This window comes from Actinomycetospora sp. (genome assembly GCF_036497585.1).
Classification (GTDB): Bacteria; Actinomycetota; Actinomycetes; order Mycobacteriales; family Pseudonocardiaceae; genus Actinomycetospora.
In genome coordinates this window covers 11462-31956 of sequence record NZ_DASXJD010000133.1, presented here as the reverse complement: position 1 = coordinate 31956, position 20495 = coordinate 11462, and the positions used below count along the sequence as shown (strand labels likewise).

The 20495-nt window shown below is 75.3% G+C and carries 19 protein-coding genes; 6 read left to right on the top strand and 13 right to left on the bottom strand.

From position 1 onward, the window contains the following. Positions 1-109: 109 nt before the first annotated feature. From VGH76_RS13065 to VGH76_RS13020, 10 genes are all read right to left on the bottom strand, one after another. On the bottom strand, positions 110-1033 hold the full coding sequence (locus tag VGH76_RS13065) for an alpha/beta hydrolase (protein WP_331557116.1): 924 nt from the start codon (positions 1031-1033) through the stop codon (positions 110-112). Further along, positions 1033-1797 (bottom strand): 16S rRNA (uracil(1498)-N(3))-methyltransferase, encoded by a 765-nt coding sequence (locus VGH76_RS13060; protein WP_331557115.1) that lies wholly within the window; start codon positions 1795-1797, stop codon positions 1033-1035. The genes VGH76_RS13065 and VGH76_RS13060 overlap by 1 nt, the downstream gene beginning before the upstream one ends. A 130-nt stretch (positions 1798-1927) precedes the next feature. Next, positions 1928-3088: a molecular chaperone DnaJ gene (gene dnaJ / locus VGH76_RS13055; protein WP_331557114.1), complete on the bottom strand. Its 1161-nt coding sequence runs from the start codon at positions 3086-3088 to the stop codon at positions 1928-1930. 75 nt (positions 3089-3163) lie between these two features. Beyond that, complete coding sequence (gene hrcA, locus VGH76_RS13050) at positions 3164-4192, bottom strand: heat-inducible transcriptional repressor HrcA (RefSeq protein WP_331557113.1); 1029 nt, start codon at positions 4190-4192, stop codon at positions 3164-3166. Between the two features lie 112 nt (positions 4193-4304). Continuing rightward, positions 4305-4538, bottom strand: a complete 234-nt coding sequence (locus VGH76_RS13045) for a hypothetical protein (protein ID WP_331557112.1) — start codon at positions 4536-4538, stop codon at positions 4305-4307. 6 nt (positions 4539-4544) lie between these two features. Continuing rightward, positions 4545-6050: a PQQ-binding-like beta-propeller repeat protein gene (locus VGH76_RS13040; protein ID WP_331557111.1), complete on the bottom strand. Its 1506-nt coding sequence runs from the start codon at positions 6048-6050 to the stop codon at positions 4545-4547. 96 nt (positions 6051-6146) lie between these two features. Beyond that, the gene (locus VGH76_RS13035; protein WP_331557110.1) at positions 6147-8552 is read right to left on the bottom strand and encodes a xanthine dehydrogenase family protein molybdopterin-binding subunit; all 2406 of its coding nucleotides are present in this window, start codon (positions 8550-8552) and stop codon (positions 6147-6149) included. 107 nt (positions 8553-8659) lie between these two features. Next, positions 8660-9436, bottom strand: coding sequence for a Sir2 family NAD-dependent protein deacetylase (locus VGH76_RS13030; protein WP_331557109.1), 777 nt, complete (start codon positions 9434-9436; stop codon positions 8660-8662). A gap of 29 nt (positions 9437-9465) precedes the next feature. After that, complete coding sequence (locus VGH76_RS13025) at positions 9466-10176, bottom strand: alpha/beta fold hydrolase (RefSeq protein ID WP_331557108.1); 711 nt, start codon at positions 10174-10176, stop codon at positions 9466-9468. Between the two features lie 68 nt (positions 10177-10244). Beyond that, complete coding sequence (locus tag VGH76_RS13020) at positions 10245-11159, bottom strand: aldo/keto reductase (RefSeq protein ID WP_331557107.1); 915 nt, start codon at positions 11157-11159, stop codon at positions 10245-10247. A 96-nt stretch (positions 11160-11255) separates the two neighbouring features. Here VGH76_RS13020 and VGH76_RS13015 point away from each other — a divergent pair, with 96 nt between their 5' ends. Continuing rightward, positions 11256-11828 (top strand): TetR/AcrR family transcriptional regulator, encoded by a 573-nt coding sequence (locus tag VGH76_RS13015; protein WP_331557106.1) that lies wholly within the window; start codon positions 11256-11258, stop codon positions 11826-11828. 53 nt (positions 11829-11881) lie between these two features. Here the strand turns inward: VGH76_RS13015 and VGH76_RS13010 are convergent, their stop codons facing one another. From VGH76_RS13010 to VGH76_RS13000, 3 genes are all read right to left on the bottom strand, one after another. Next, positions 11882-12106: a hypothetical protein gene (locus tag VGH76_RS13010; protein WP_331557105.1), complete on the bottom strand. Its 225-nt coding sequence runs from the start codon at positions 12104-12106 to the stop codon at positions 11882-11884. A 114-nt stretch (positions 12107-12220) separates the two neighbouring features. Further along, positions 12221-13687 (bottom strand): dihydroorotase family protein, encoded by a 1467-nt coding sequence (locus VGH76_RS13005; protein WP_331557104.1) that lies wholly within the window; start codon positions 13685-13687, stop codon positions 12221-12223. Further along, on the bottom strand, positions 13684-15063 hold the full coding sequence (locus VGH76_RS13000; RefSeq protein ID WP_331557103.1) for an FAD-dependent oxidoreductase: 1380 nt from the start codon (positions 15061-15063) through the stop codon (positions 13684-13686). Before VGH76_RS13000 ends, VGH76_RS13005 begins: the two co-directional genes overlap by 4 nt. A gap of 160 nt (positions 15064-15223) precedes the next feature. Here VGH76_RS13000 and VGH76_RS12995 point away from each other — a divergent pair, with 160 nt between their 5' ends. The 5 genes from VGH76_RS12995 to VGH76_RS12975 are packed head-to-tail and all read left to right on the top strand — an operon-like array spanning position 15224 to position 20490. Then, a complete protein-coding gene (locus VGH76_RS12995) occupies positions 15224-16033 on the top strand; it encodes an IclR family transcriptional regulator (protein ID WP_331557102.1) in 810 nt (269 codons plus the stop codon). Continuing rightward, on the top strand, positions 16030-17244 hold the full coding sequence (locus VGH76_RS12990) for a CoA transferase (protein WP_331557101.1): 1215 nt from the start codon (positions 16030-16032) through the stop codon (positions 17242-17244). Before VGH76_RS12995 ends, VGH76_RS12990 begins: the two co-directional genes overlap by 4 nt. Next, entirely contained in the window at positions 17241-18089 is an 849-nt protein-coding gene (locus VGH76_RS12985; protein WP_331557100.1) for a CoA ester lyase, read from the top strand. The genes VGH76_RS12990 and VGH76_RS12985 overlap by 4 nt, the downstream gene beginning before the upstream one ends. Further along, entirely contained in the window at positions 18086-18913 is an 828-nt protein-coding gene (locus tag VGH76_RS12980) for a cyclase family protein (RefSeq protein WP_331557099.1), read from the top strand. The genes VGH76_RS12985 and VGH76_RS12980 overlap by 4 nt, the downstream gene beginning before the upstream one ends. After that, positions 18910-20490, top strand: a complete 1581-nt coding sequence (locus VGH76_RS12975; protein ID WP_331557098.1) for an MmgE/PrpD family protein — start codon at positions 18910-18912, stop codon at positions 20488-20490. Before VGH76_RS12980 ends, VGH76_RS12975 begins: the two co-directional genes overlap by 4 nt. The last annotated feature ends 5 nt before the right edge of the window (positions 20491-20495 follow it).

The window sequence follows — 20495 nt, the reverse complement described above, 5'->3', positions numbered from 1 at the left end:
GCGGGGGCGGGTGGTCAACGCGATTCCGCCGGCGCTCCCCGGAGCGAGCGGGCCGATCGGGCGCACAGAAGCAGCGAGAGTGCCGTTCGCTCCGCCGGGCTGGCCCGGATCAGCCGAGGAGGCCCATCACCTCGTCGCGCACCACGAGCCAGGCCGGGTCGGCGGGATCGATGAGCCGGAAGTGGTCGACCCCGTCGAGCAGCCGCAGCCGGGCCTGCCCGTGGGCCGCGAGCGCCGCGTCGACATAGCGGCGGCTCTGGTCGGGTGGCACGGTCACGTCGGCGGTGCCGTGCACGCAGACGACGGGGCACGGGGCCGGGACGAGTGCCATCGGGGAGGCGACCGCGTACCGGGCCGCCTGCGCGGTCGGCGGGCCGCCGAGGAAGTCGACGACCGCACCCGCCCCGAGCCCCTGGTCGGCGGCCGCGACGAGGTCGAGCACGCCGGCCTGCGAGACCACCCCGCGCGGGACGACCCGCGGCCCGGCCCCGGGAGCGGGTGGCTGCAGCCGCGCACGCGACGCCGCCCAGGCCGCGAGCTGCCCGCCCGCCGAGTGGCCGAGCAGGACGACGCGCTGGAGGTCGAGGCGCCGTCCGGCGCGGCGGGCCGCCTGGATGGCCGGCCCGGCGAGCAGGTCGACGGCGGCCGCGACGTCGTCCAGCGTCGTCGGGAACCCGCCTCCCGTGCTGAGTCGGCGGTACTCGACGTTGAGGGCGGCGACGTCGTTGTCGGTGAGATCGACCGCGAGCGGCGTGCCCAGCTCCAGGCCGTACTGCGCGCGCCAGTAGCCGCCGTGCAGCACGACGACGACGGGCAGCGCGCCCTCGCCGCCACGGGCACCGCCACCGTCGGCGGGGCCGCCCGGGGGCAGGTGCAATCGCGCGTACTGCGCCGGGTCGGGGCCGTAGCGCAGCGTGGTGGGCGCCGGGGTGCCGGGCCGGGCGCTCGGGACGGCGCCGCCGGGACCGCTGCACGCGGCCAGCACCCCGCCGGCGAGCGCGGTCAGGACGGAGAGCGCGGTGCGCCGGGGCATCACCGCCGGCCCCACCGCGCGGTGCGCACCCCGAGGGCGCCGAGCGCGACGGCGGCGGCCGAGGAGGTCCGCAGGACGTCGGGGCCCAGGCGGACCGGGGTGGCGCCGGCCTCCGCCAACCGTGCGGCCTCGGCGTCGGTCACCCCGCCCTCGGGGCCGACGACGAGGACGACCTCCCCGGCCTCGGGCAGCGCGACCGTCGCGAGGGACTCCGCCGCGGTGGCCTCGAGGAGCAGCGTCGTGGCGTCCGCCACCCGACGGGCCAGCTGCGGCGTCGTCACCGGCTCCTCGACCCGCGGGATCCGGGGGCGCCGCGCCTGCTTGGCGGCCTCGGTGGCGGTGGTGCGCCAGCGGGCGAGGGCCCTGCCGCCGCGGGGCCCGTCGTCCCACCGCGTCACGCAGCGCTCGGCGCGCCAGGGTACGACGGCGTCCACGCCGGCCTCGGTGGCCAGCTCGACCGCGAGCTCGCCACGGTCACCCTTGGCCAGCGCCTGGGCGAGTGTGATCGTCACGGCGGGGGGTTCGTCGTAGCGGCGCTCCCGGATCGTCGCGGTGACGCTCCCCTTCGTCACGGCGGTGACCTCGGCGCGGGCCCGCGTGCCGGCCCCGTCCCCGAGGAGGATCACCTCGCCCCGCGTCACCCGCTTCACGTCCGCCGCGTGCCGGCCCTCGGCGCCGCCGACGACGACCTCACCGGCCTCGGGCACCGCGTCGACGAGGAACAGCGCCGGCCGGGACCAGGCCGCGGCGTCGTCGCCCGTCACGGTCGACCGACGTCAGGGGTGCGCCGTTGCTGCCCCGGGTGGGCGCAACCGCACGGGTGAACGGCGCCGTCCTGGCGTCCGACGCCAGGAACGTGCCGTTGCTGCCACCGGGAGGTACGGAACCCCGAGCTCACCGACCCCGACCGGCCGTCTTCCGTCGCCCGAACAGCCCGTTACGGTGCTGCCCCGCGTACTCGGGCTGCTCCTCGCCGCGCAGCGACGCCAGCTCGCGGAGGAGCTCGGTCTGGCGGGCGTCGAGCTTCTCGGGCACCCCGACGTCGAGGTGCACGAGCAGGTCGCCGCGGCCCTCGGCGCGCCCCGACGAGCGCAGCCGCGGCATCCCCTTGCCCCGCAACGTGTAGACGGTTCCGGGCTGGGTGCCGGGCTCGACGTGCAGCTCCTCGTCGCCCTCGAGGGTCCGCTGGCGCAGCGTGGTGCCGAGCGCCGCCGCCGTCATGGGCAGCGTGACATGGCAGTGCAGGTCGACGCCGTCGCGCTCGAAGTAGTCGTGGGGCTCCTCGGAGACCTCGACGTAGAGGTTGCCGGCCGGGCCGCCGCCGGGGCCGACCTCGCCCTGCCCGGCCATCCGGATGCGCATCCCGTCGCCGACGCCGGGCGGGACCTGCACGGTGACGGTGCGCCGCGCGCGGACCCGACCGTCGCCGCCGCACTGCTGGCAGGGGTTCGGGATGATCTCGCCGAGCCCCCGGCAGACCGGGCAGGGCCGCGCGGTGACGACCTGGCCGATGAACGACCGCTGCACGTTCTGGATCTCGCCGCGCCCGCCGCAGGTGTCGCAGGGGATCGGGTGCGAGCCCTCCTCGGCGCCGCTGCCGTGGCAGCGCTCGCAGAGCACGGCGGTGTCGACGGTCAGCTCGCGGGCGACCCCGGCCGCGCACTCCTCGAGAGTGAGGTCGATGCGGATCAGGGCGTCCTCGCCGGGCTGGACCCGCCCGCGCGGCCCGCGGCCGCCTCCGCCGCCGGCGGCACCGAAGAACGCGTCCATGATGTCGCCGAGCCCGCCGAAGCCGGCACCGCCGAACCCGCCGCCGAAGCCCCCTCCGCCGCCGCTGCCCGCGGTGGCCAGGGGGTCGCCGCCGAGGTCGACGATGCGGCGCTTCTCGGGGTCGGAGAGCACCTCGTAGGCGCTCTTGACCTGGTGGAAGCGCTCGGCGGCCTCGGGGTTGACGTCGGGGTGGAGCTCACGGGCGAGCTTGCGGTACGCCCGGCGGATCTCCGCCTCGTCGGCCTCCCGGCTCACGCCGAGGATGTCGTAGTAGTCCGTGGCCACGCTGGTGTGTCCTCGTCGTCCTTCGTCGTCGTGCGGGCGTCCGGAACGCCCCGGGGAACGGATGGGGGGTGCGGGTCAGTGGCCGCCGACGATCTCCCCCACGTAGCGTGCGACGGCCCGGACCGCCGCGATCGTGCTCGGATAGTCCATGCGGGTGGGCCCGACGACACCCATGCCGCCCAGCGCCTCGCCGGGGGTGGACAGGGGGCCGTAGCCGATGGAGATGGTGGAGGTCGCCCACATCTCCTCGGCCTCGTTCTCCTCGCCGATGCGCACCGTGACCTGCGCCGGGTCGCTCGACGCGGTGAGCAGGCGCAGCACCACCACCTGTTCCTCCAGCGCCTCGAGCACCCCGCGCAGCGAGGTGGCGTCGGCGCCCTGACGGGCCAGGTTGGCGGTGCCGCCGAGCACGAGGCGCTCCTCGGGGTGCTCGACCAGCGACTCGACCAGCACCGACGAGAGTGTGGTGATCACCTGGCGCAGGTGGTCCGGTCCGTCCTCGGGCAGGGCGACGACGCGGGCGGCCGCGGTCGTGAGCGGCTGCCCGACGAGCACGCTGTTGAGCAGGGCGCGCAGGAGCCCCACGTCGTCCTCGGTGAGCACGTCCCCGAGGTCGACGACCCGCTGGTCCACCCGGCCGGTGTCGGTGATGAGCACCAGCATCAACCGCGCGGGGGTGAGCGCGACGACCTCGAGGTGGCGCACCGTCGAGCGCGACAGCGTCGGGTACTGCACGACGGCCACCTGGCGGGTGAGCTGTGCGAGCAGTCGCACGCTGCGCCGCAGCACGTCGTCCAGGTCGACCGCGCCCTCGAGGAACGTCGAGATCGCCTTGCGCTCCGCCGCGGAGAGCGGCTTGATCTGGGCGAGGCGGTCGACGAAGAGCCGGTAGCCCTTGTCGGTGGGGATCCGCCCGGCGCTGGTGTGCGGTTGGATGATGTAGCCCTCGTCCTCCAGCGCCGCCATGTCGTTGCGCACCGTGGCGGAGGAGACGCCCAGGTTGTGCCGGTCGACGATGGCCTTCGAGCCCACGGGCTCGTTGGTCGCCACGAAGTCCGCGACGATCGCGCGCAGCACCGCGATACGGCGTTCCTCGGCGTTCATCGTCGTCGGACCTCCTCCCACCGGTCGTGGCGATCCGAGGGTCCATCCTAGGCGAGACGCGCTCCCCGGGTCGGACGCGTGTGAGCCGGGGCGGCTCAGGTCCGGGGAGCCGTCACCCGGTCCCGACGGGCACCGGCCGCGCCGCGAGCAGCCCTTCGACGCTGCGCACGACGACCCGGGCGGTCTCGGTGGCGTCCCGGTCGGCGAACGGATCCTCGGCGCGGGCCCGCCACCCGGCCAGGGTGGCGAGCGCCACGGCGCGCAGCTCGCCGTCGCCGACGGCCTCGTCGAGCCCCAACCGCGCGCACGAGTACTTGTGGTGGCTATAGCGACCACAAGTACTCACGCGGCGTCAGCCACCCAGGCGCACGGCGGTGATCCCGTGGTTGGTCGGGAGGAAGAGCGCGTTGCCGCTGTAGGCGGGCGTGGCGAAGCGGGTCGCGTCCCCGGCTGAGACCCGCGCCCGCTCCGCGCCGGTCGCGGCGTCGAGCCCGACGAGGGCGCCGTCCTGCTGGAGCGACCACACCGTGGTCCCGACGATCAGTGGGGAGCCGGAGACCTGGGACGGCGCCTGCCAGCCCTTGGTCAGCTGACCGTCGGGGCCGACGCGGACCTGGAGCAGCCCTGACGAGCACGGCAGGTAGGCCACCGACCCGCCCCCCTGCACCGGTGCCGCCGCGCCGCCGCCGTACGCCTCGCAGCCGTCGAGCTGGCCCTTCTGGCCGCTGACCCCGCCCATCCCCGCGAGGTCGACGAGGAATACCCCGCCACCCTTGCCCGCGGCGATCACGAAGTGCGTGCCCGGCAGCAGCACCGGACCCATCGAGCCGAGGTCGGCGTCGGTCGAGTTCTCCTCCGCCCACTGTTGCGGGGCGAAGCCGTCGACGAGCGCCAGGTTCGAGCTCAGGCGTAGGACGGAGTCGCTGTGGTCCCAGTTCCCCGACGTGGCCTCGCCGTTGCCGGTGGTCACGATGACGTCGCCGTTGGGCAGCGCCGCCGGTCCGGAGGCGGCCCAGATCCCGCCCTCGCGCGGGGTCGGGACGACGAAGAGCTTGGCCGCGCCGGTCCCCGTCGTCGGGAGCCCGACGACGCTGCCGCGGTACTGCCCGCAGTCGCCGTAATTGCCGCCGTAGGGGACGTAGACGGTGCCGCCGGAAACGAGCAGGGCGCCGCGCTGCAGGTAGGTGGCGGGGTCGACCCCCGGCACGTCGGCGTTCCGCTTGCTGCGGACCCCGCCGTTCACCGGGTCGATCCCGTAGAGCTGGTGCACGACGCCGGCCTCGGTGGTCGCGACGAACACCTGGCCGCTCGCCGGGTCGAGCGCGGGCGAGGAGGTCACGCTGATCGGGTCGATGTTCCCGCAGGGCAGCGCCGATCCCGGGACCGGGTCGGCGAGGTGGGTGCGCCACCGCACGGCGCCGGTGACCGCGTCGAGCCCGTAGACCGACCCGCCCTGGGTGGCCGCGACGACCTCGCCCGCGACGACCACCGGGCTGCCGTACACCTTCCCGTCGAGCGGGGTCTGCCAGGCCACCGCCGGGTTCGCCGGGTCGGGACCGGTAGGCACGTATCCCGCCCGGGTGGCGTCCCCGTGGTAGGTCGGCCAGTCCGCCCCGGGCCGCACGCCCCCGGACGGCGCGGGCGGCGGCGCCGGCGCCCCGGCCACCGCGGGCAGGACGAGACCGGCGCCGGACGCGGGCACCGACGGCGCGGGGTACGCAGCGACGGTGGCCGGGGCCGGGGCGGGCGATCCCGCGGAGTCGTCGGAGCCCGACGAGCACCCCGCCAGAACCATCACCCCGACGACGAGCGGCACGAGCCCCGCCGCCCACCGCTTCCCCCACCCGAGTGCGCTCACGACGTGGATGTTGCTCCGCCGGTCAAGAGGTGCCTGCGGCTCGCGAGCAGAAATCCGCGCTCTAGCACGGAAAGTGCTCACGAGCGCGGAGCGCACCTAGACGTCCACCGACGCCGCCTCCGGATCAGCCGACGCCCCGCGCACCGGCAGCGACGCGAAGAACGACGGTGGCTCGGCCCACGGGTCCACCACGGTCCCCGCCTCGGCGTCCCGCACCGCCCGCCACACCCGGTCCGGGGTGAGCGGCATGTCGAGGTGACGGATCCCGAGCGGGGAGAGCGCGTCCACCACGGCGTTCTGCACCGCGGGCGTGGACCCGACGGTCGCCGCCTCGCCGATGCCCTTGGCGCCGAGCGGGTTGTACGGGGTCGGGGTCTCGGTGCTCGCGGCCTCGAACGGCGGGACCTCGACCGCGGTCGGCAGCAGGTAGTCCGCGAACGAGCCCGTGACCGGGTTGCCGTCCTCGTCGTAGGAGTAGCGCTCCCACAGCGCCTGCGAGATGCCCTGCGCGAGCCCGCCGTGCTGTTGGCCGGCGACGAGGGTCGGGTTCAGTACCCGGCCGCAGTCGTCGACCGCGACGTGGCGGAGCGGCACCACCCGCCCGGTGTCGAGGTCCACCTCGACCACCGAGACGTGCGCGCCGAACGGGTAGGTCGCACCCGGCTGGGACTCGTCGCGGGCCTCGGCGAGGGACACCCTCTGCTCGTGCGCGGCCGCCGCGACGTCGCGCCACGTCAGCGTCCGATCCGGCACGCCCGCGATCCCGAGCGTGCCCTCGTCGGTGACGACGACGTCGTCGGGCGAGGCCTCCAGCGCGGAGGCCACCACCTCGCGGGCCCGCTCGAGCACCGTGTCCGCCGCGACGAGCACGCTCGACCCGGCCAGCTGCAGCGACCGCGACCCGCCGGTCCCGCCACCGTGGGGGACCAGGGCGGTGTCCGACTGCACGAACCGCACCTGCTCCATCGGAATGCCGAGCCGGTCGGCGACGATCATCGCGAACGACGTCGCGTGCCCCTGCCCGTGCGCGGAGGTCCCGACGGAGACCGTGGCCCCGCCGTCGTCGTCGACCGACACCTTCCCGTACTCCTGCGCCCCGCCACCGGCGGTGACCTCGACGTAGACCGCGAGCCCGATGCCGAGTGCCACGCGGTCGCCGCGATCCCGACGGCGGGCCTGCTCGGCCCGCAGCTCGTCGTACCCGGCGAGCTCCAACGCCTTCTCGAGCGACTTCGCGTACTCGCCGGAGTCGTAGAGCGAGCCGGTGACCGTGGTCAGCGGGAACTCCTCGGGCGCGAGGAAGTTCCGGCGGCGGATCTCGGCCGGGTCGAGGTCGAGCTCGACGGCCGCCATGTCCATCAGCCGCTCGAGCATCGCCGCCGCCTCGGGTCGGCCGGCGCCGCGGAAGGCGCCCATCGGCGTCGTCGTGGTGAGCACGGCGGCGGCGTCGTAGGCGATCGTCGGGATGCGGTAGACGCCCTGGGCCATGTTGCGGGTGGGCCCGAGGGCGAGCGCGCCGCCGAAGCCCGCGTACGCCCCGGCGTCGCCGACCACCCGGGCGCGGAGCCCGACGATCGTCCCGTCGCGGCGCAGCCCCAGCTCGGCGTACTGCACCTGCCCGCGGCCGTGCGGCATCGCGGTGAGGTTCTCGCTCCGGGTCTCGGTCCAGGTCACCGGCCGGCCCAGGCGGCGCGCGGCCTCGATCACGACGGCGTGCTCGGGCGCCAGGCCCGCCTTGCCGCCGAACCCGCCGCCGACATGCGGCGCGACGACGTGGACGCGCTCGGGCTCCCAGCCCCACTGCCGGGCGACCTGGTCGCGCAGCCCGTGGGGCATCTGGGTGGAGACCTGGACGGTCATGTCGTACGTGTCGTAGGCACCCTCCCCCGTCGCGCCGCTCGCCCCACCGGGCAGCGCCGTCACCGAGTTGCCCTCCATGGGCGCGACGGCGAGGCGCTGGTTGAGGATGCGGGCGCGCACGACGACGTCGGCGCCGTCGAGGGGGCGGACGTCGTCGGGCTCGCGGAAGCCGGCCGCGAGGTTGGAGTCGAGCTCCTCGAACTGCAGCGGGGCGCCGTCGGCGAGGGCCGCCTCGGGGTCGACGACGGCGTCGAGCGGGTCGTAGTCGACCTCGACGAGCTCCGCGGCGTCCACGGCGTCGGCGCGGCTCGTGGCGACGACGGCGGCGACCATGTCCCCGACGAAGCGCACCTTCCCGCGAGCGAGCAGGGGGCGGGCGCAGGCGTCGTTGAGCACCATGAACGGCCGGTGGTCGGGGACGTCGGCGAGGTCGGCGCCGGTCAGCACGGCGACGACGCCGGGCGCCTCGCGCGCCTTCGCGACGTCGACGCCCTCGAGGCGCGCGTGCGCCAGCGGCGAGCGGACGAAGACCACGTGCAGCGCCCCGGGGGGCACGATGTTGTCGACGTAGGTCCCGCGACCGCGGATGAGATCGGGGTCCTCGACGCGGCGGACGGACGTTCCCAGGATCGAACCAGGCACAAGGGCGACGCTATGCCTTCGAGTGCGCTCGAACGCAACGTTCGACCTTCGGTCCTGTGCGTGCGTTCCCGTGCTCCAGCACGGAAACGCACGCACAGGACCGAAGGTCAAACGATGGCCGGCAGCACCTGCGAGATGCCGCCGCGGAGCACGACGCTCGCGATCCGGTCGTAGGGGGTCGGCTCGGCGTTGACGATGACCACCTCGGCGCCGGCCATGGCCGCGATGTCGACGAGCCCGGCGGCGGGGTGCACGCCGAGCGAGGTCCCGACGGCGAGGAAGACGTCGCACGCGAGGGCGGCCTCGCGGGCCCGCCCGAGCACCTCGACGTCGAGCATCTCGCCGAACATGATCGTCGTGGCCTTGAGGACACCGCCGCAGTGCGGGCAGCGCGGGTCGTCCTCACCGGCCCGGACGCGGTCGAGCGCCTCGACCATCGGCGTGACGGCCCGGCAGGTCAGGCAGACCGTGTGGTGGTTGCTGCCGTGCAGTTCGAGCACCGAGTCCGGGGAGGAGCCCGCCGCCTGGTGCAGCTCGTCGATGTTCTGGGTCAGCAGCGCGACGAGCTTGCCGGAGCGCTCCAGGGCGACGAGCGCGTCGTGCGCCGGGCCCGGCCGCGCCGTCCACATCGGGTGCTCCACCCGCTCCTGCCAGGCCGCGCGCCGCACCTCGTCGTCGTCGCGGTAGTGCTCGAAGGTCCAGATCCGCTCCGCCGCGGGGTTCTTCGTCCACACGCCCTGGGGGCCGCGGAAGTCCGGGATCCCGGAGTCGGTGGAGACGCCCGCGCCGGTCAGCACGGTGACCCGCCCGGCTGCCGAGAGCAGCTCCCGGGCCTGCTCGAGCCCCGCCTGCTCGGCGTCCTGCTCGGTGTCCCGTTGTGCCACGGCCCCCACCGTGCCACGCGGGCGACGGCTCAGCCGTGCCCGACCTCCCCGGCCAGCCGCAGCAGCGTCGTCGCCACCTCCTGCGGGTGTCCGAGCGCCACCAGGTGCCCGCCCGGGACGACCTCGGTGTCCACCCCGAGACGTCGCGACGCCAGACGCTGCACGAGCGGGAGCGGGAAGAGGCGGTCGTCGCGGGCGGCGACCACGCGGGTCGGGACGTCGGGCCAGCGCTGCAGCGGGTAGGGCGCCGAGAAGATCGTGCCGGCCTGCAGCGGGGCGCCCTCGGCCTCGAGCTCGGCGACGAGGTGGGCGGGCAGGTCGTGGAAGAACGTGGTCCGGGGCTCGCGCACCGGGTCGAGCCGGGCCGGGTCGAGACCCAGCTCCGCGGCGTGGGCCTCGACCGCCGCCCGGTGGCCGGTGGCGTCCCACCAGGCCCCGGCGGTCTCCCGCGGCGCCGGGATCATCGGCGCGAGCAGGACCAGCAGCACCGTCGGGATCCGCGCCGCCACGAGCGGAACGGTGAACGCGCCCATCGACTGCCCGACGAGCACCACCGGGCCCGCCCGCTCCCCCACCGCCGTGACGACGGCGTCGGTGTACTCCGCCCACCTGGCGGTCTCGTCGCTCACGGGCAGGTCGGGGGTGACGACGCCGTGGCCGGCGGCGGTGACGAGCGGTGCCACCCGGGACCAGTAGCGGTGGTCCGAGGACGCGCCGTGGACGAGCACGAAGGTCGTCATGTCGCAGGTCCTCCGGGAGGTCGGCGGTGCTCGCGGGGGTGTCGAGGCCGATCCCGGGGGCTCGACACCTACGACACCGAGGACGCCTCGAGGGTGGCCATCGCCTCCGCGTCGAGCTCGACGTCGCCGGCGGCGAGGTTCTCCTCGAGGTGCGCGACGCTGCGCGTGCCCGGGATGAGCATTGTCTGCTCGGCGTGCGCCAGCAGCCACGCCAGCCCCACCTGCGCGGGCAGCACCCCGAGGCGCGCGGCGGTCCCCACGACGGCGGGGAGGTCGGTCACCCGGCGCTGACCCGGCCAGCCACCGCCCAGCGGGAAGTACGGCGCCCAGGCGATGCCGTGCTCGCGACAGAGGTCGAGCACCGGCTCGGCGGAGCGGTCGACGAGGCTGAAGGCATTCTGCACGCAGACGATCCCGACGGGCAGCGCGTGGCGCAGCTGCTCGGCCGAGACGTGGGAGAGCCCGATCGCGCCGATCTTGCCCTCGTCGCGCAGCGCGGTCAGGGTCGCGAGCTGGTCGTCGAGGTCGACGATCTGGTCGCCCCCGGCGATGAGCCCGGGTGCGACGTCGGCGCGGCGCAGGTTGACGACGTCGAGGCGCTCGACGTCGAGCGAGCGCAGGTTGTCCTCCACCTGGGCGCGCAGCTCCGCGGGCTGCTGCGCGAGCCGCAGCTCGATCTCCGCGCCCGGGTTCGGCGTCGCGCCGACCTTGGTGACGACGACGAGGTGGTCCGGGTAGGGCGCGAGCGCGGCGCGGATGCGGCGGTTGACGACGCCGTCGCCGTAGAACTCGGCGGTGTCGAGGTGGTCGACGCCGAGCTCGACGGCCCGGCGCAGGACGGCCACGGGCTCGTCGTCGGACTCCGCCCAGCGCAGCTGCATGGCGCCGTGGCCGACCCGGGCGACGGAGCGGCCGGCGAGGGTCGCGAGGCCGCCCGGGTGGGGGCGGGCTGCCACGTCGGAGATTTCGGGGGTGCGGGTCATGGTGGTTCTCCTCGCGGGGTGCCAGACTCGAGAGCGAAACGGAGGCACCTCCGTTCCCACTGGCCGACGCTAGCACAGAACCGGAGGCACCTCCGTTTGGTTGACGACGACGGGTCCCCGCCACTGCGGGCCGACGCCCGCCGCAACCGCGACGCCCTGCTGCGCGCCGCCGCCGCGGGCTTCGCCGCCGGGGACGCCCCCACGCTGGAGAAGATCGCGCGCGACGCCGGGGTCGGCATCGGCACGCTCTACCGGCACTTCCCGACGCGCGAGTCCCTCGTCGAGGCGGTCTACCGCACGGAGCTGGCGGCGGTGTGCGCGAGCGTCGACGGGCTGCTGGCGTCCCACGAGCCGGCCGACGCGCTGCGCGAGTGGATGGACCGGTACGCCGAGTTCGTGACCACCAAGCGCGGGATGGCCGAGACGTTCCGGGCGATGGTCGCCGACGGGACGCTGGCCGCCGCGGACACCCGGGCCGCGATCGACGGCGCCGTCGGGACGCTGCTGGCCGCGGGGGTGCGGGCGGGGACGCTGCGCGCCGACGTGGAGGCCGACGACGTCGTGACGGTCCTCGTCGGGATCTTCGTGGCGACGCAGGGGTCGGACGACCGGGCCCGGCTCGGGCGGCTGTTGGACCTGGTGGCCGCTGGGTGCGCTCCGCGCTCGTGAGCACTTTCCGGGGCTATAACCCCGGAAAGTGCTCACGGGCGCGCAGCGCACCTCTAGGGGTAGCTGCCGTCCCCCGTCGCGACGCCCTTGTACGGCACGCTGTGCACCTGGGAGTACTGCGTCGACCCGACGACCGACTGGACGAACACCACGACCTGCTGGCCGGCGCTCGCGAGACCCGAGGCGAGGTTGCTCGTGGTGTTCGCCGCCGTGGCCGGCTGGGAGATGATGGCGTACAGGACGAGGATGGTGACCAACCACCCGATCACTCGTCCCATGGGGAAATGATGACCCCGGTCACTGGATCTCACACCCCTCGGGTCGCTCTTTTCGCAGCTCAGCGGCCATTCGCAGGCTGTGACACCGCCGAACGGCGGTAAGCGGGCTCCCCCTCACGCCGTGGGCCGGTGCAGGTAGCGCCCCGTCGGTTCGCCGACCACGGCCCCGTCGGCGAACACCGTCCGCCCGCGCAGGAACGTCCGGGACACCGTCGACCCGATCTCCAGGCCGCGGAACGGGCTGTACTCCTGGGTCGACTCGGACGCCGCCGGGTCGACGGTCCAGGAGGTGTCGGGGTCGACCAGGGCGATGTCGGCGTCGAAGCCCGGGGCGAGGTCGCCCTTGGTGCCGAGGCCGAAGCGGCGGGCGGGTGCTCCCGAGACGAGGTCGGCGACGCGGCCCAGCCCCAGACCCCGCTTGAGCCCCTCCCCCACCAGCCCGGGCAGCAGGTACTCGGTGCCGCCGAACCCGGACTTGGCCGCGAACACGTCCTCGTGATCAGCACCGTCGTCCCCGAACTTCGTCGCCTCCTTGCAGCAGGCGTGGTCGGAGACGACCCACGACACGTCGCCGGCGAGCACGTGGCGCCACAGCGCCTCGACGTCCTCGCGCGGGCGCAGCGGCGGGTTGACCTTGCCGCCGATGCCGTCGGCGGTGTGCACGTCGGCGAGCAGGTGCCCGACGGTGACCTCCCGGCGGAAGTCGACGTGCGGGAACGTCGTCGCCATGAGCATCGCCGCCTCGAGCGCCTTGGCCGACGACAGGTGCAGCAGGTTGATCGTCGGGAGCCCGGTCTCGTGGGCGAGGTAGGAGGCGATGGTGACCGCGAGCCCCTCGGAGTGCGGCGGGCGCGAGGCGCTGTAGGCCTCGAGTCCGGAGAGCGTGCCCTCCTGCTCGACGAGCTTCGTGTACGCCGTCATGATCTCGGCGGTCTCGCAGTGCAGCGACAGCGAGATCTCCTCGGCGATGTCGGGGCGGGCCTCGCGCGCCCGCTGGACGCCGCGCATGACGAACTCGAAGTGTGCGATGTCGTAGCGCTCGCCCTCGGGGATCATGAGGAAGTCGTTCTGGGAGTTCGAGCGCCCGTGCAGCCCGTGGCTGCCGTAGAACATGAAGATCTTGAACGACGTGACGCCGTGCTCCTCCACCAGCATCGGGATCTCGTCGATGTGGCTGGCCTGCATCGGCGCGAGGTGGAATCCGTAGTCGACGTGCGAGCGCCCCTCCGAGGCGGCGAGCACCTCGGGGTAGACGTCGGCGTAGGAGCCGCCCTTGTTCAGGTAGTACTGCCCGGTGCGCATGTAGGTCAGCGACGTGGTGACCCCGCCCTGCGCGCACGCCCGGCTCTCCGTGGCGGTGTCCTCGGAGAGCGGGTTGTAGATGCCCCAGTGCTGATGGGCGTCGACGACCCCGGGGAAGGCGAGCTGCCCGCCCCCGTCGTGCACCTCGCCGGCGTCGGTGCCGAGGTCGGGTCCGATGTCGGTGATCCGCCCGTCGTCGACGGCGATGTCGGCGAGCGGGGTCTCCTCGGTGCCCGGCCGCACCACGCGGACGTTGCGGACGACGAGGTCGTGGCTCATGCGGGGATCTCCTTCTCGGCATGCGCGGACGCGAGGTGGTCGGCGGCCCGGTAGGCCAGGCCGAGGGCGGGCAGCAGGCCGTTGCCCGCGAGGTAGCCGGCGGCGCCGTGGCCGGACATGCCGACCGCCGCGCCGCCCGACGCGTAGAGGCCGCCGAGCGGGCGCCCGGCGGGGTCGAGGGCGCGGGCGTGCTCGTCGACGGCGAGCCCGCCCTGGGTGTGGAAGAGCGCCGGGACGATCTCGACGGCCGCGAAGGGCGGCTCGAGCGCGGCCGCGACGTGCCGCCGTCCGACCCGGTCGACGACCGCCTCGCCGCGTGCGACGGCGGCCGCGTCGTCCAGTTCGCCCTGGAGCACCTCGGCGTCGACGCCGATGCGCGCCGCGAGCTCGGGCACGGTGCCCGCCCAGCGCAGCGCCCCGGCCTCGACGACGTGGCGGTAGTCGAGGAACCCCTGCGTGGCGGCGTCGATGCGGCCGTCGAGCACCACCCAGCCGCGGGCGCCGGGCCGGCCGGCGAGCATTGCGGCGTACTCGGAGTAGCCGACGGTCTCGTCGCCGAAGCGGTGCCCGTCGGCGTCGACGACGACGGCCCCCGCCATCACGGTCGTCCAGGTCACGAGCGTGCGCGCCGCGGCCGAGAGCCCGGCGTGGCCCTGGTAGGCGTCGAGGGCGCTCACCGCGGCCCCGTGCGCGGACCCGAGACGCAGCGCGTCGCCGGTGGCGTACTCGCTGCCGTGGTAGGCGGCCCCGGCGATCTCGGGGAGGTGCCGCGCGACGAGCGTCGGGTCCGCGCCGTAGCCGCCGGTGGCGAGCAGGACCGACCGGGCGGTGAGCTCCTCCTCGGCGCCGTCGGGACGCCGCAGCCGGACCCGCCACGCCCCGGCGCCCGCCGGGGCGAGCGCTACCAGCCGCGCCGGGACCAGCAGGTCGATCCGCTCCGACGCCTCGGCCGCCTCGACCAGTCCCCGCAGCAGCGCGGAGCCGTGCCGCCCGGGGACGGTGTGCACCCGGCGCACCGCGTGCCCGGGGTAGTCGACGTCGGCCAGCTCGATCGGGAGCCCGACGTGGTCGGCCAGCCACTCCACCAGCGGCGCGCCCACTCGGGCGAGGGTGCCGGCGACGGCGGGGTCGGCCTGCCCGCGGGTCTTCGCGGCGACGTCGGCGAGGAAGCGCTCCGGGGAGTCCTCGATCCCGGCGGCGCGCTGGAAGCGGCTCCCCGGGCCCGGGACCATCGCCGTCGACATCGCGGTGTTGCTGCCCCGCCGGTGGTGCGGGTCGGCCTCGGCGACGACGACGTCGAGGCCCGCCTGCGCCGCGCGCAGCGCGCCGGCCAGGCCGCCGCCGGCGCCCGCGACGAGCAGGTCGACGTCCGGCATCCGTTCCTCCGTTCCGCCGACAGAAACGCTCGTGCGCATCGCTCCGCCGACATCTGAGCAGCTCACCGCGTCGGATGCAACGGCGCGGCTTGACGTTCGGCGGGCCCACGGGTCAGGCTTCGTTTCGATCAGCGGTACGAGGTGGCGGGAGGTCGGCACGGTGGTCGAGACCAGCGGCGGCACGGAGGGCACGTCCCGGGTGGCGGACGTGCTGCTCCTCTTCGTCGACGGCCCCTCGACGCTGGGGGTCTCCCGGATCGCCCGCGAGCTCGGCCTCTCGAAGGCCGTCGTGCACCGCATCCTGGTCTCGCTCGCGGGCCGCGGGATGGTCGCGCTCGACCCGGTCACCCGCGAGTACCGGCTCGGACCGGCGGCGGCGGCGATCGGGGCGCGGGCCCTGCGCGAGTCCGACCTGCGCGGCGCCGCGCTGCCGCTGCTGCGCGAGCTGCGCGACGCGACCCACGAGACCGTCACGCTCTCCACCCCGGTGCCGCACGGCCGCGTCTACCTCGACCAGGTCGTCGGCACCCACGAGATCAAGATGACCGTGGAGCTGGGCCGCCGGTTCCCGCTGCACGCCGGCAGCTCCGGCAAGTGCATGCTCGCCTTCCTGGACCCCGAGGAGCGCGAGGAGGTCCTGGGCGCCGGCCTCGCCGCGCTCACCCCGGGCACCGTCACGGACCCCGACGTGCTGCGCGCGGAGCTCGACCGCATCGCCGAGCGCCGCTACGCCGTCTCGGCCGGGGAGCGCCAGGCCGACGCCGGGTCGGTGGCCGCCCCGGTGTTCGGGGTCTCCGGCGAGGTCATCGGGGCCATCTCGGTGTGCGGGCCCCGCTACCGCGTCACCGACGAGTTCGTCGCCGCCCTCGCACCCCGCGTGGTCGCGGTGGCCGACCGCATCTCCCACCGCCTCGGCGCCGCCCCGCGCCGCACCCCCGTCGTCGCCGGCGCAGAGAGGACCGCTCGATGACGAGCTCCGCCCATCCCACCGTCCACGAGTCCGGCGCCCTGGCCGGCCTCAAGGTCCTCGACGTCGCCACCCTGTTCGCCGGTCCGCTCGCGGCGACCCTGCTCGGCGACCACGGCGCCGAGGTGATCAAGGTCGAGCACCCGCGCGGCGACCCGTCGCGGACCCACGGCGCCTCGCGGGACGGCGTCGGGCTGTGGTGGAAGATGCTCGGCCGCAACAAGAAGTCGATCACGCTGGTGCTCTCCACCCGCGAGGGCCAGGAGGTGTTCCGCGAGCTCGCCGCGGACGCCGACGTCGTCATCGAGAACTTCCGCCCCGGCACCCTGGAGCGGTGGGGCCTCGGGCCCGACGTGCTCCAGGAGCGCAACCCGGGGCTCGTCGTCGGCCGCGTGACCGGCTTCGGCCAGACCGGGCCCTACGCGAACCGCCCGGGCTTCGGCACCCTGGCCGAGGCCATGAGCGGGTTCGCCGCCATCACCGGTGAGCCGGGCGGGCCACCCACCCTGCCGCCCTTCGGCCTCGCCGACGGCGTCACCGCCCTCACCACCGCCTTCGCGGTGATGACCGCGCTGCGCGCCCGGGAGACGACGGGTCGCGGGCAGGTCGTCGACATGGCGATCATCGAGCCGCTGCTCACGGTGCTCGGACCCCAGCTGATCGCCTACGACCAGCTCGGCGAGCTGCAGTCCCGCCACGGCAACCGCTCGTCGAACAACGCCCCCCGCAACACCTACGAGTGCGCCGACGGACGCTGGGTCGCGGTCTCGACGAGCGCTCAATCGATCGCGGAGCGGGTGATGCGGCTGGTCGGGCGCCCGGAGGTGATCGACGAGCCGTGGTTCGCGGCCGGCTCCACGCGCGCCCAGCACGCCGACGAGCTCGACGCCGCCGTCGGGGCCTGGATCGCCGAGCGCGACCGGGACGAGGTGGTCGCGGCCTTCGAGAAGGCCGAGGCGGCGGTCGCGCCGATCTACACCGCGGCCGACGTGCTGGCCGACCCGCAGTACACGGCCCTGGAGAGCGTCGTGACCGTCGACGACGACGAGCTCGGCCCGGTCCGGATGCAGAACGTCCCGTTCCGGCTCTCGGAGACCCCGGGCCGCGTCCGCACCTCCGGCCCCCCCTTGGGAGCCCACACCGCCGAGGTCCTCGCCCGCCACGGCGTGGACGCCGGCCGGCTCGCGGCCCTGCGCGCCGCCGGAGCGGTGTGAGTACGACGGGGCTGGGCGTCGCCCGGAGCTGGCTCTACGCTCCCGGCCACCGCCCCGACCTCGTCGCGAAGGCGCTGGCCGGGGACGCGGAGGCGGTCGTCGTCGACCTCGAGGACGCCGTCGGGCCGGACGCGAAGGACGCCGCCCGTGCCGCCGTCCCCGACCTCGCCGCCGGCCCGCGCTCCCGTCCCCTGTGGGTCCGGATGAACGCCCCCGACGGCAGGTGGGGTCCGGCGGACACGGCGGTGCTGGCCGGGGCCGCGGTCGACGGGGTGCGGGTCCCCAAGGCCGCCGACCCGGACGCCGTGGCCCGGCTCGCCGACCGGCTCGGACACCCGCTGCACCTGCTCGTCGAGTCGGCCCTCGGGGTCGAGCGGGCGTTCGCCCTGGCCACGGCACACCCGCTGGTCGCGGCGGTGTCCCTGGGCGAGGCCGACCTCGCCGCGGACCTGCGGGTGGCCGACCGGGCCGCGCTGGAGTGGGCGCGCCAGCGGGTGGTCGTCGCGAGCCGCGCGGCGGGCCTGCCGTCCCCGCTCGCCCCGGTGTGGACCGACCTGCCCGACCTCGACGGCCTCGCCGCCGACAGCCGCACCGCGCGCGCCCGCGGGTTCTGGGGCCGTTCGGTGATCCACCCGCGGCAGGTTCCGGTGGTCCACGACGCCTTCACCGCCACCCCCGACGAGCTCGCCCGCGCCCGCGGGCTGCTCGCCTCGCTCGAGTCCGCCGGTGCCCGCGGCGAGACCGCCTACCGCGACGCCGACGGCCGCTTCGTCGACCCCGCCGTCGTCGCCGGCGCCCGCACCGTCCTCGACCGTGCCCGCCCCGAGAGCAGGGAGACCCCGTGAGCGCCCCGACCACTGCCACCCGCACCCTGCTCGACACCGTCGCCGGCGGCCTGCGCACCGTCGAGCTCGGCCAGCCGCTGTTCACCGGTATGCCCTGCTCGCCGAACCACCCCGGGTTCCGGATGACCCTCATCCGCCGCCACGGCGACGCGGTCCGTCCCGACGGCGGGTCCGCGTCCAACGAGATCCTCGTGACCGGCGGGCACGTCGGCACCCACGTCGACGCACTGGCCCACGTCAGCCACGAGGGCTGCCTGCACGGCGGGGTCGACGCGCTCCAGGGCCAGGTCGGTGGCGCGCACTCCGAGCACGGCGCCGAGCGCATCCCGCCGATGATCACCCGCGGGGTGCTGCTCGACGTGGCCGCCACCCGCGGCGTCGACGTGCTCGATCCCGGCGAGGGCGTCACCGCCGACGACCTCGCCGCGGCCGCCGAGCGCGCCGGCGCCGAGCCGGGCCGCGGCGACGTCGCCCTGGTCCGCACCGGCTGGGCGCGCCACTTCGCCGACGCCGAGGTCTACCTCGGGCAGTCCGACGGCGTCCCCGGGGTCACCGAGGACGGTGCGCGCTGGCTCGCCGACCGGGGTGTGGTCGCGGCCGGCGCGGACACCACCGCCTTCGAGCGCATCCCGCCCGGCGCCGGGCACCGGGTGCTGCCGGTGCACCGCATCCTGCTGGTCGAGCACGGCATCCACATCGTCGAGCACCTGGCCCTGGAGGACGCCTCGGCCGAGGGCCTGGGCGAGTTCCTGTTCGTCATGGCCCCGCTGCGGATCGTCGGCGGCACCGGCTCGCCGGTGCGGCCCCTGGCGGTGCTGGCGTGACCGCGGTCGCCTCCCGCACCCCCGCCCAGCAGGTCGCCGACCTCGCCGCCCGGGTCGCCGTCGAGGGCCTGCCCGCCGAGCTGCGCGACGACATGGCCGCCCGCACCGTCGACCTGCTCGGCAACTGCCTGGCCGCCCGCGCCGAGGAGCCGGGGCGGATCGTCTCCGCCGTCGTCGACGACTGGGGCGGGACCGGCGCGGCGACCTCGTTCGCGACCGGGGAGCGCCTTCCCCCGCCCTCGGCCGCGCTGGTCAACGGCACCCTCGCCCACAGCCTCGATTTCGACGACACCCACCTGCCCTCGGTACTGCACCCGTCGTCGGCGGTGCTCCCCGCGGCGTTCGCGGTGGCCGAGGCGACCGGCGCGAGCGGTCCCGCCTTCCTCGACGCGGCCACCGTCGGGGTGGAGCTGACCTGCCGGCTGGGCATGGCCGGGTACGACGAGGCCGCGGGCACCTCGGTGTTCTTCGAATGGGGTCAGCACGCCACCGCGATCTGCGGCGCGGTCGGCGCGGCGCTCGCCGCCGGGATGCTGCGCGGCCTGTCCGCCGACCAGCTGACCTCGGCGATCGGGATCGCGGCGAGCATGGGCAGCGGCGTCATCGAGGCCAACCGCACCGGCGGCACGATCAAGCGGGTGCACTGCGGCTGGGCCGCCCACGCCGGGGTCGCGGCCGCCGACCTCGCCCGCCACGGCCTGACCGGTCCTCCGACGGTCCTCGAGGGCGGCTTCGGCTTCCTGCGCGCGTTCTGCGGGGACCGCGTGCGGATCGAGGCCGTCACCGACGGGCTCGGCGAGCGCTGGGAGACGCCCGGAATCTTCTTCAAGCCCTACCCGTGCAACCACTTCACCCACGCCGGCATCGACGCGGCCCTCGCGCTGCGGGCGCGGGGAATCCGTCCCGACGACGTCGAGCGGCTCGTCCTGGGCGCGCCGGCGCCGGTGCTGCGCACGATCGCCGAGCCGCGGTCGGCCAAGATCCGGCCGAGCTCGGGATACCACGCGGCGTTCAGCGGGCCCTACACGGTGGCGGCGGCGCTGTGCGGTGGGCAGAACGGGCTCGGGGTCTTCCACGCCGACTTCACCGACGACGCGGCCGCTGACGACGCCCGCCTCGCGCTGGCGGCCCGCGTCGAGGTCGTCGCCGACGACGAGGCCACCGCCGGCTTCCCGCACCAGTTCCCGGCGGTGCTCACCGCGCACCTGCGCTCCGGGGAGACGGTGACCGAGCGGGTGCGCGAGAACCGCGGCGGGCCCGGGCGGCCGCTGTCCGCCGCGGAGCACGAGACCAAGTTCGCCGGCAACGCCGCCCGCTCGGTCCCGGCCGACACCGCCGCCGAGCTCGCCCAGCTGGTGTGGGAGCTGCGGCGCGAGCTGCGCCCCGCGGACCTTGGCACACGCCTGACCGGGGCACTGGCCTCCTTGAATTGTTCCCCCCGGCGGAACGATGTCGAAAAGCCTCACAGGTGCTCGACCAGCGACCTTGACCCCGATCACACGAGACCGCCATTCTCGTCGTCCGACGGTATCCGTCGTTCGTTTCTTCCAGCGGAACGAACATCCATCGACAGGTGAAGACC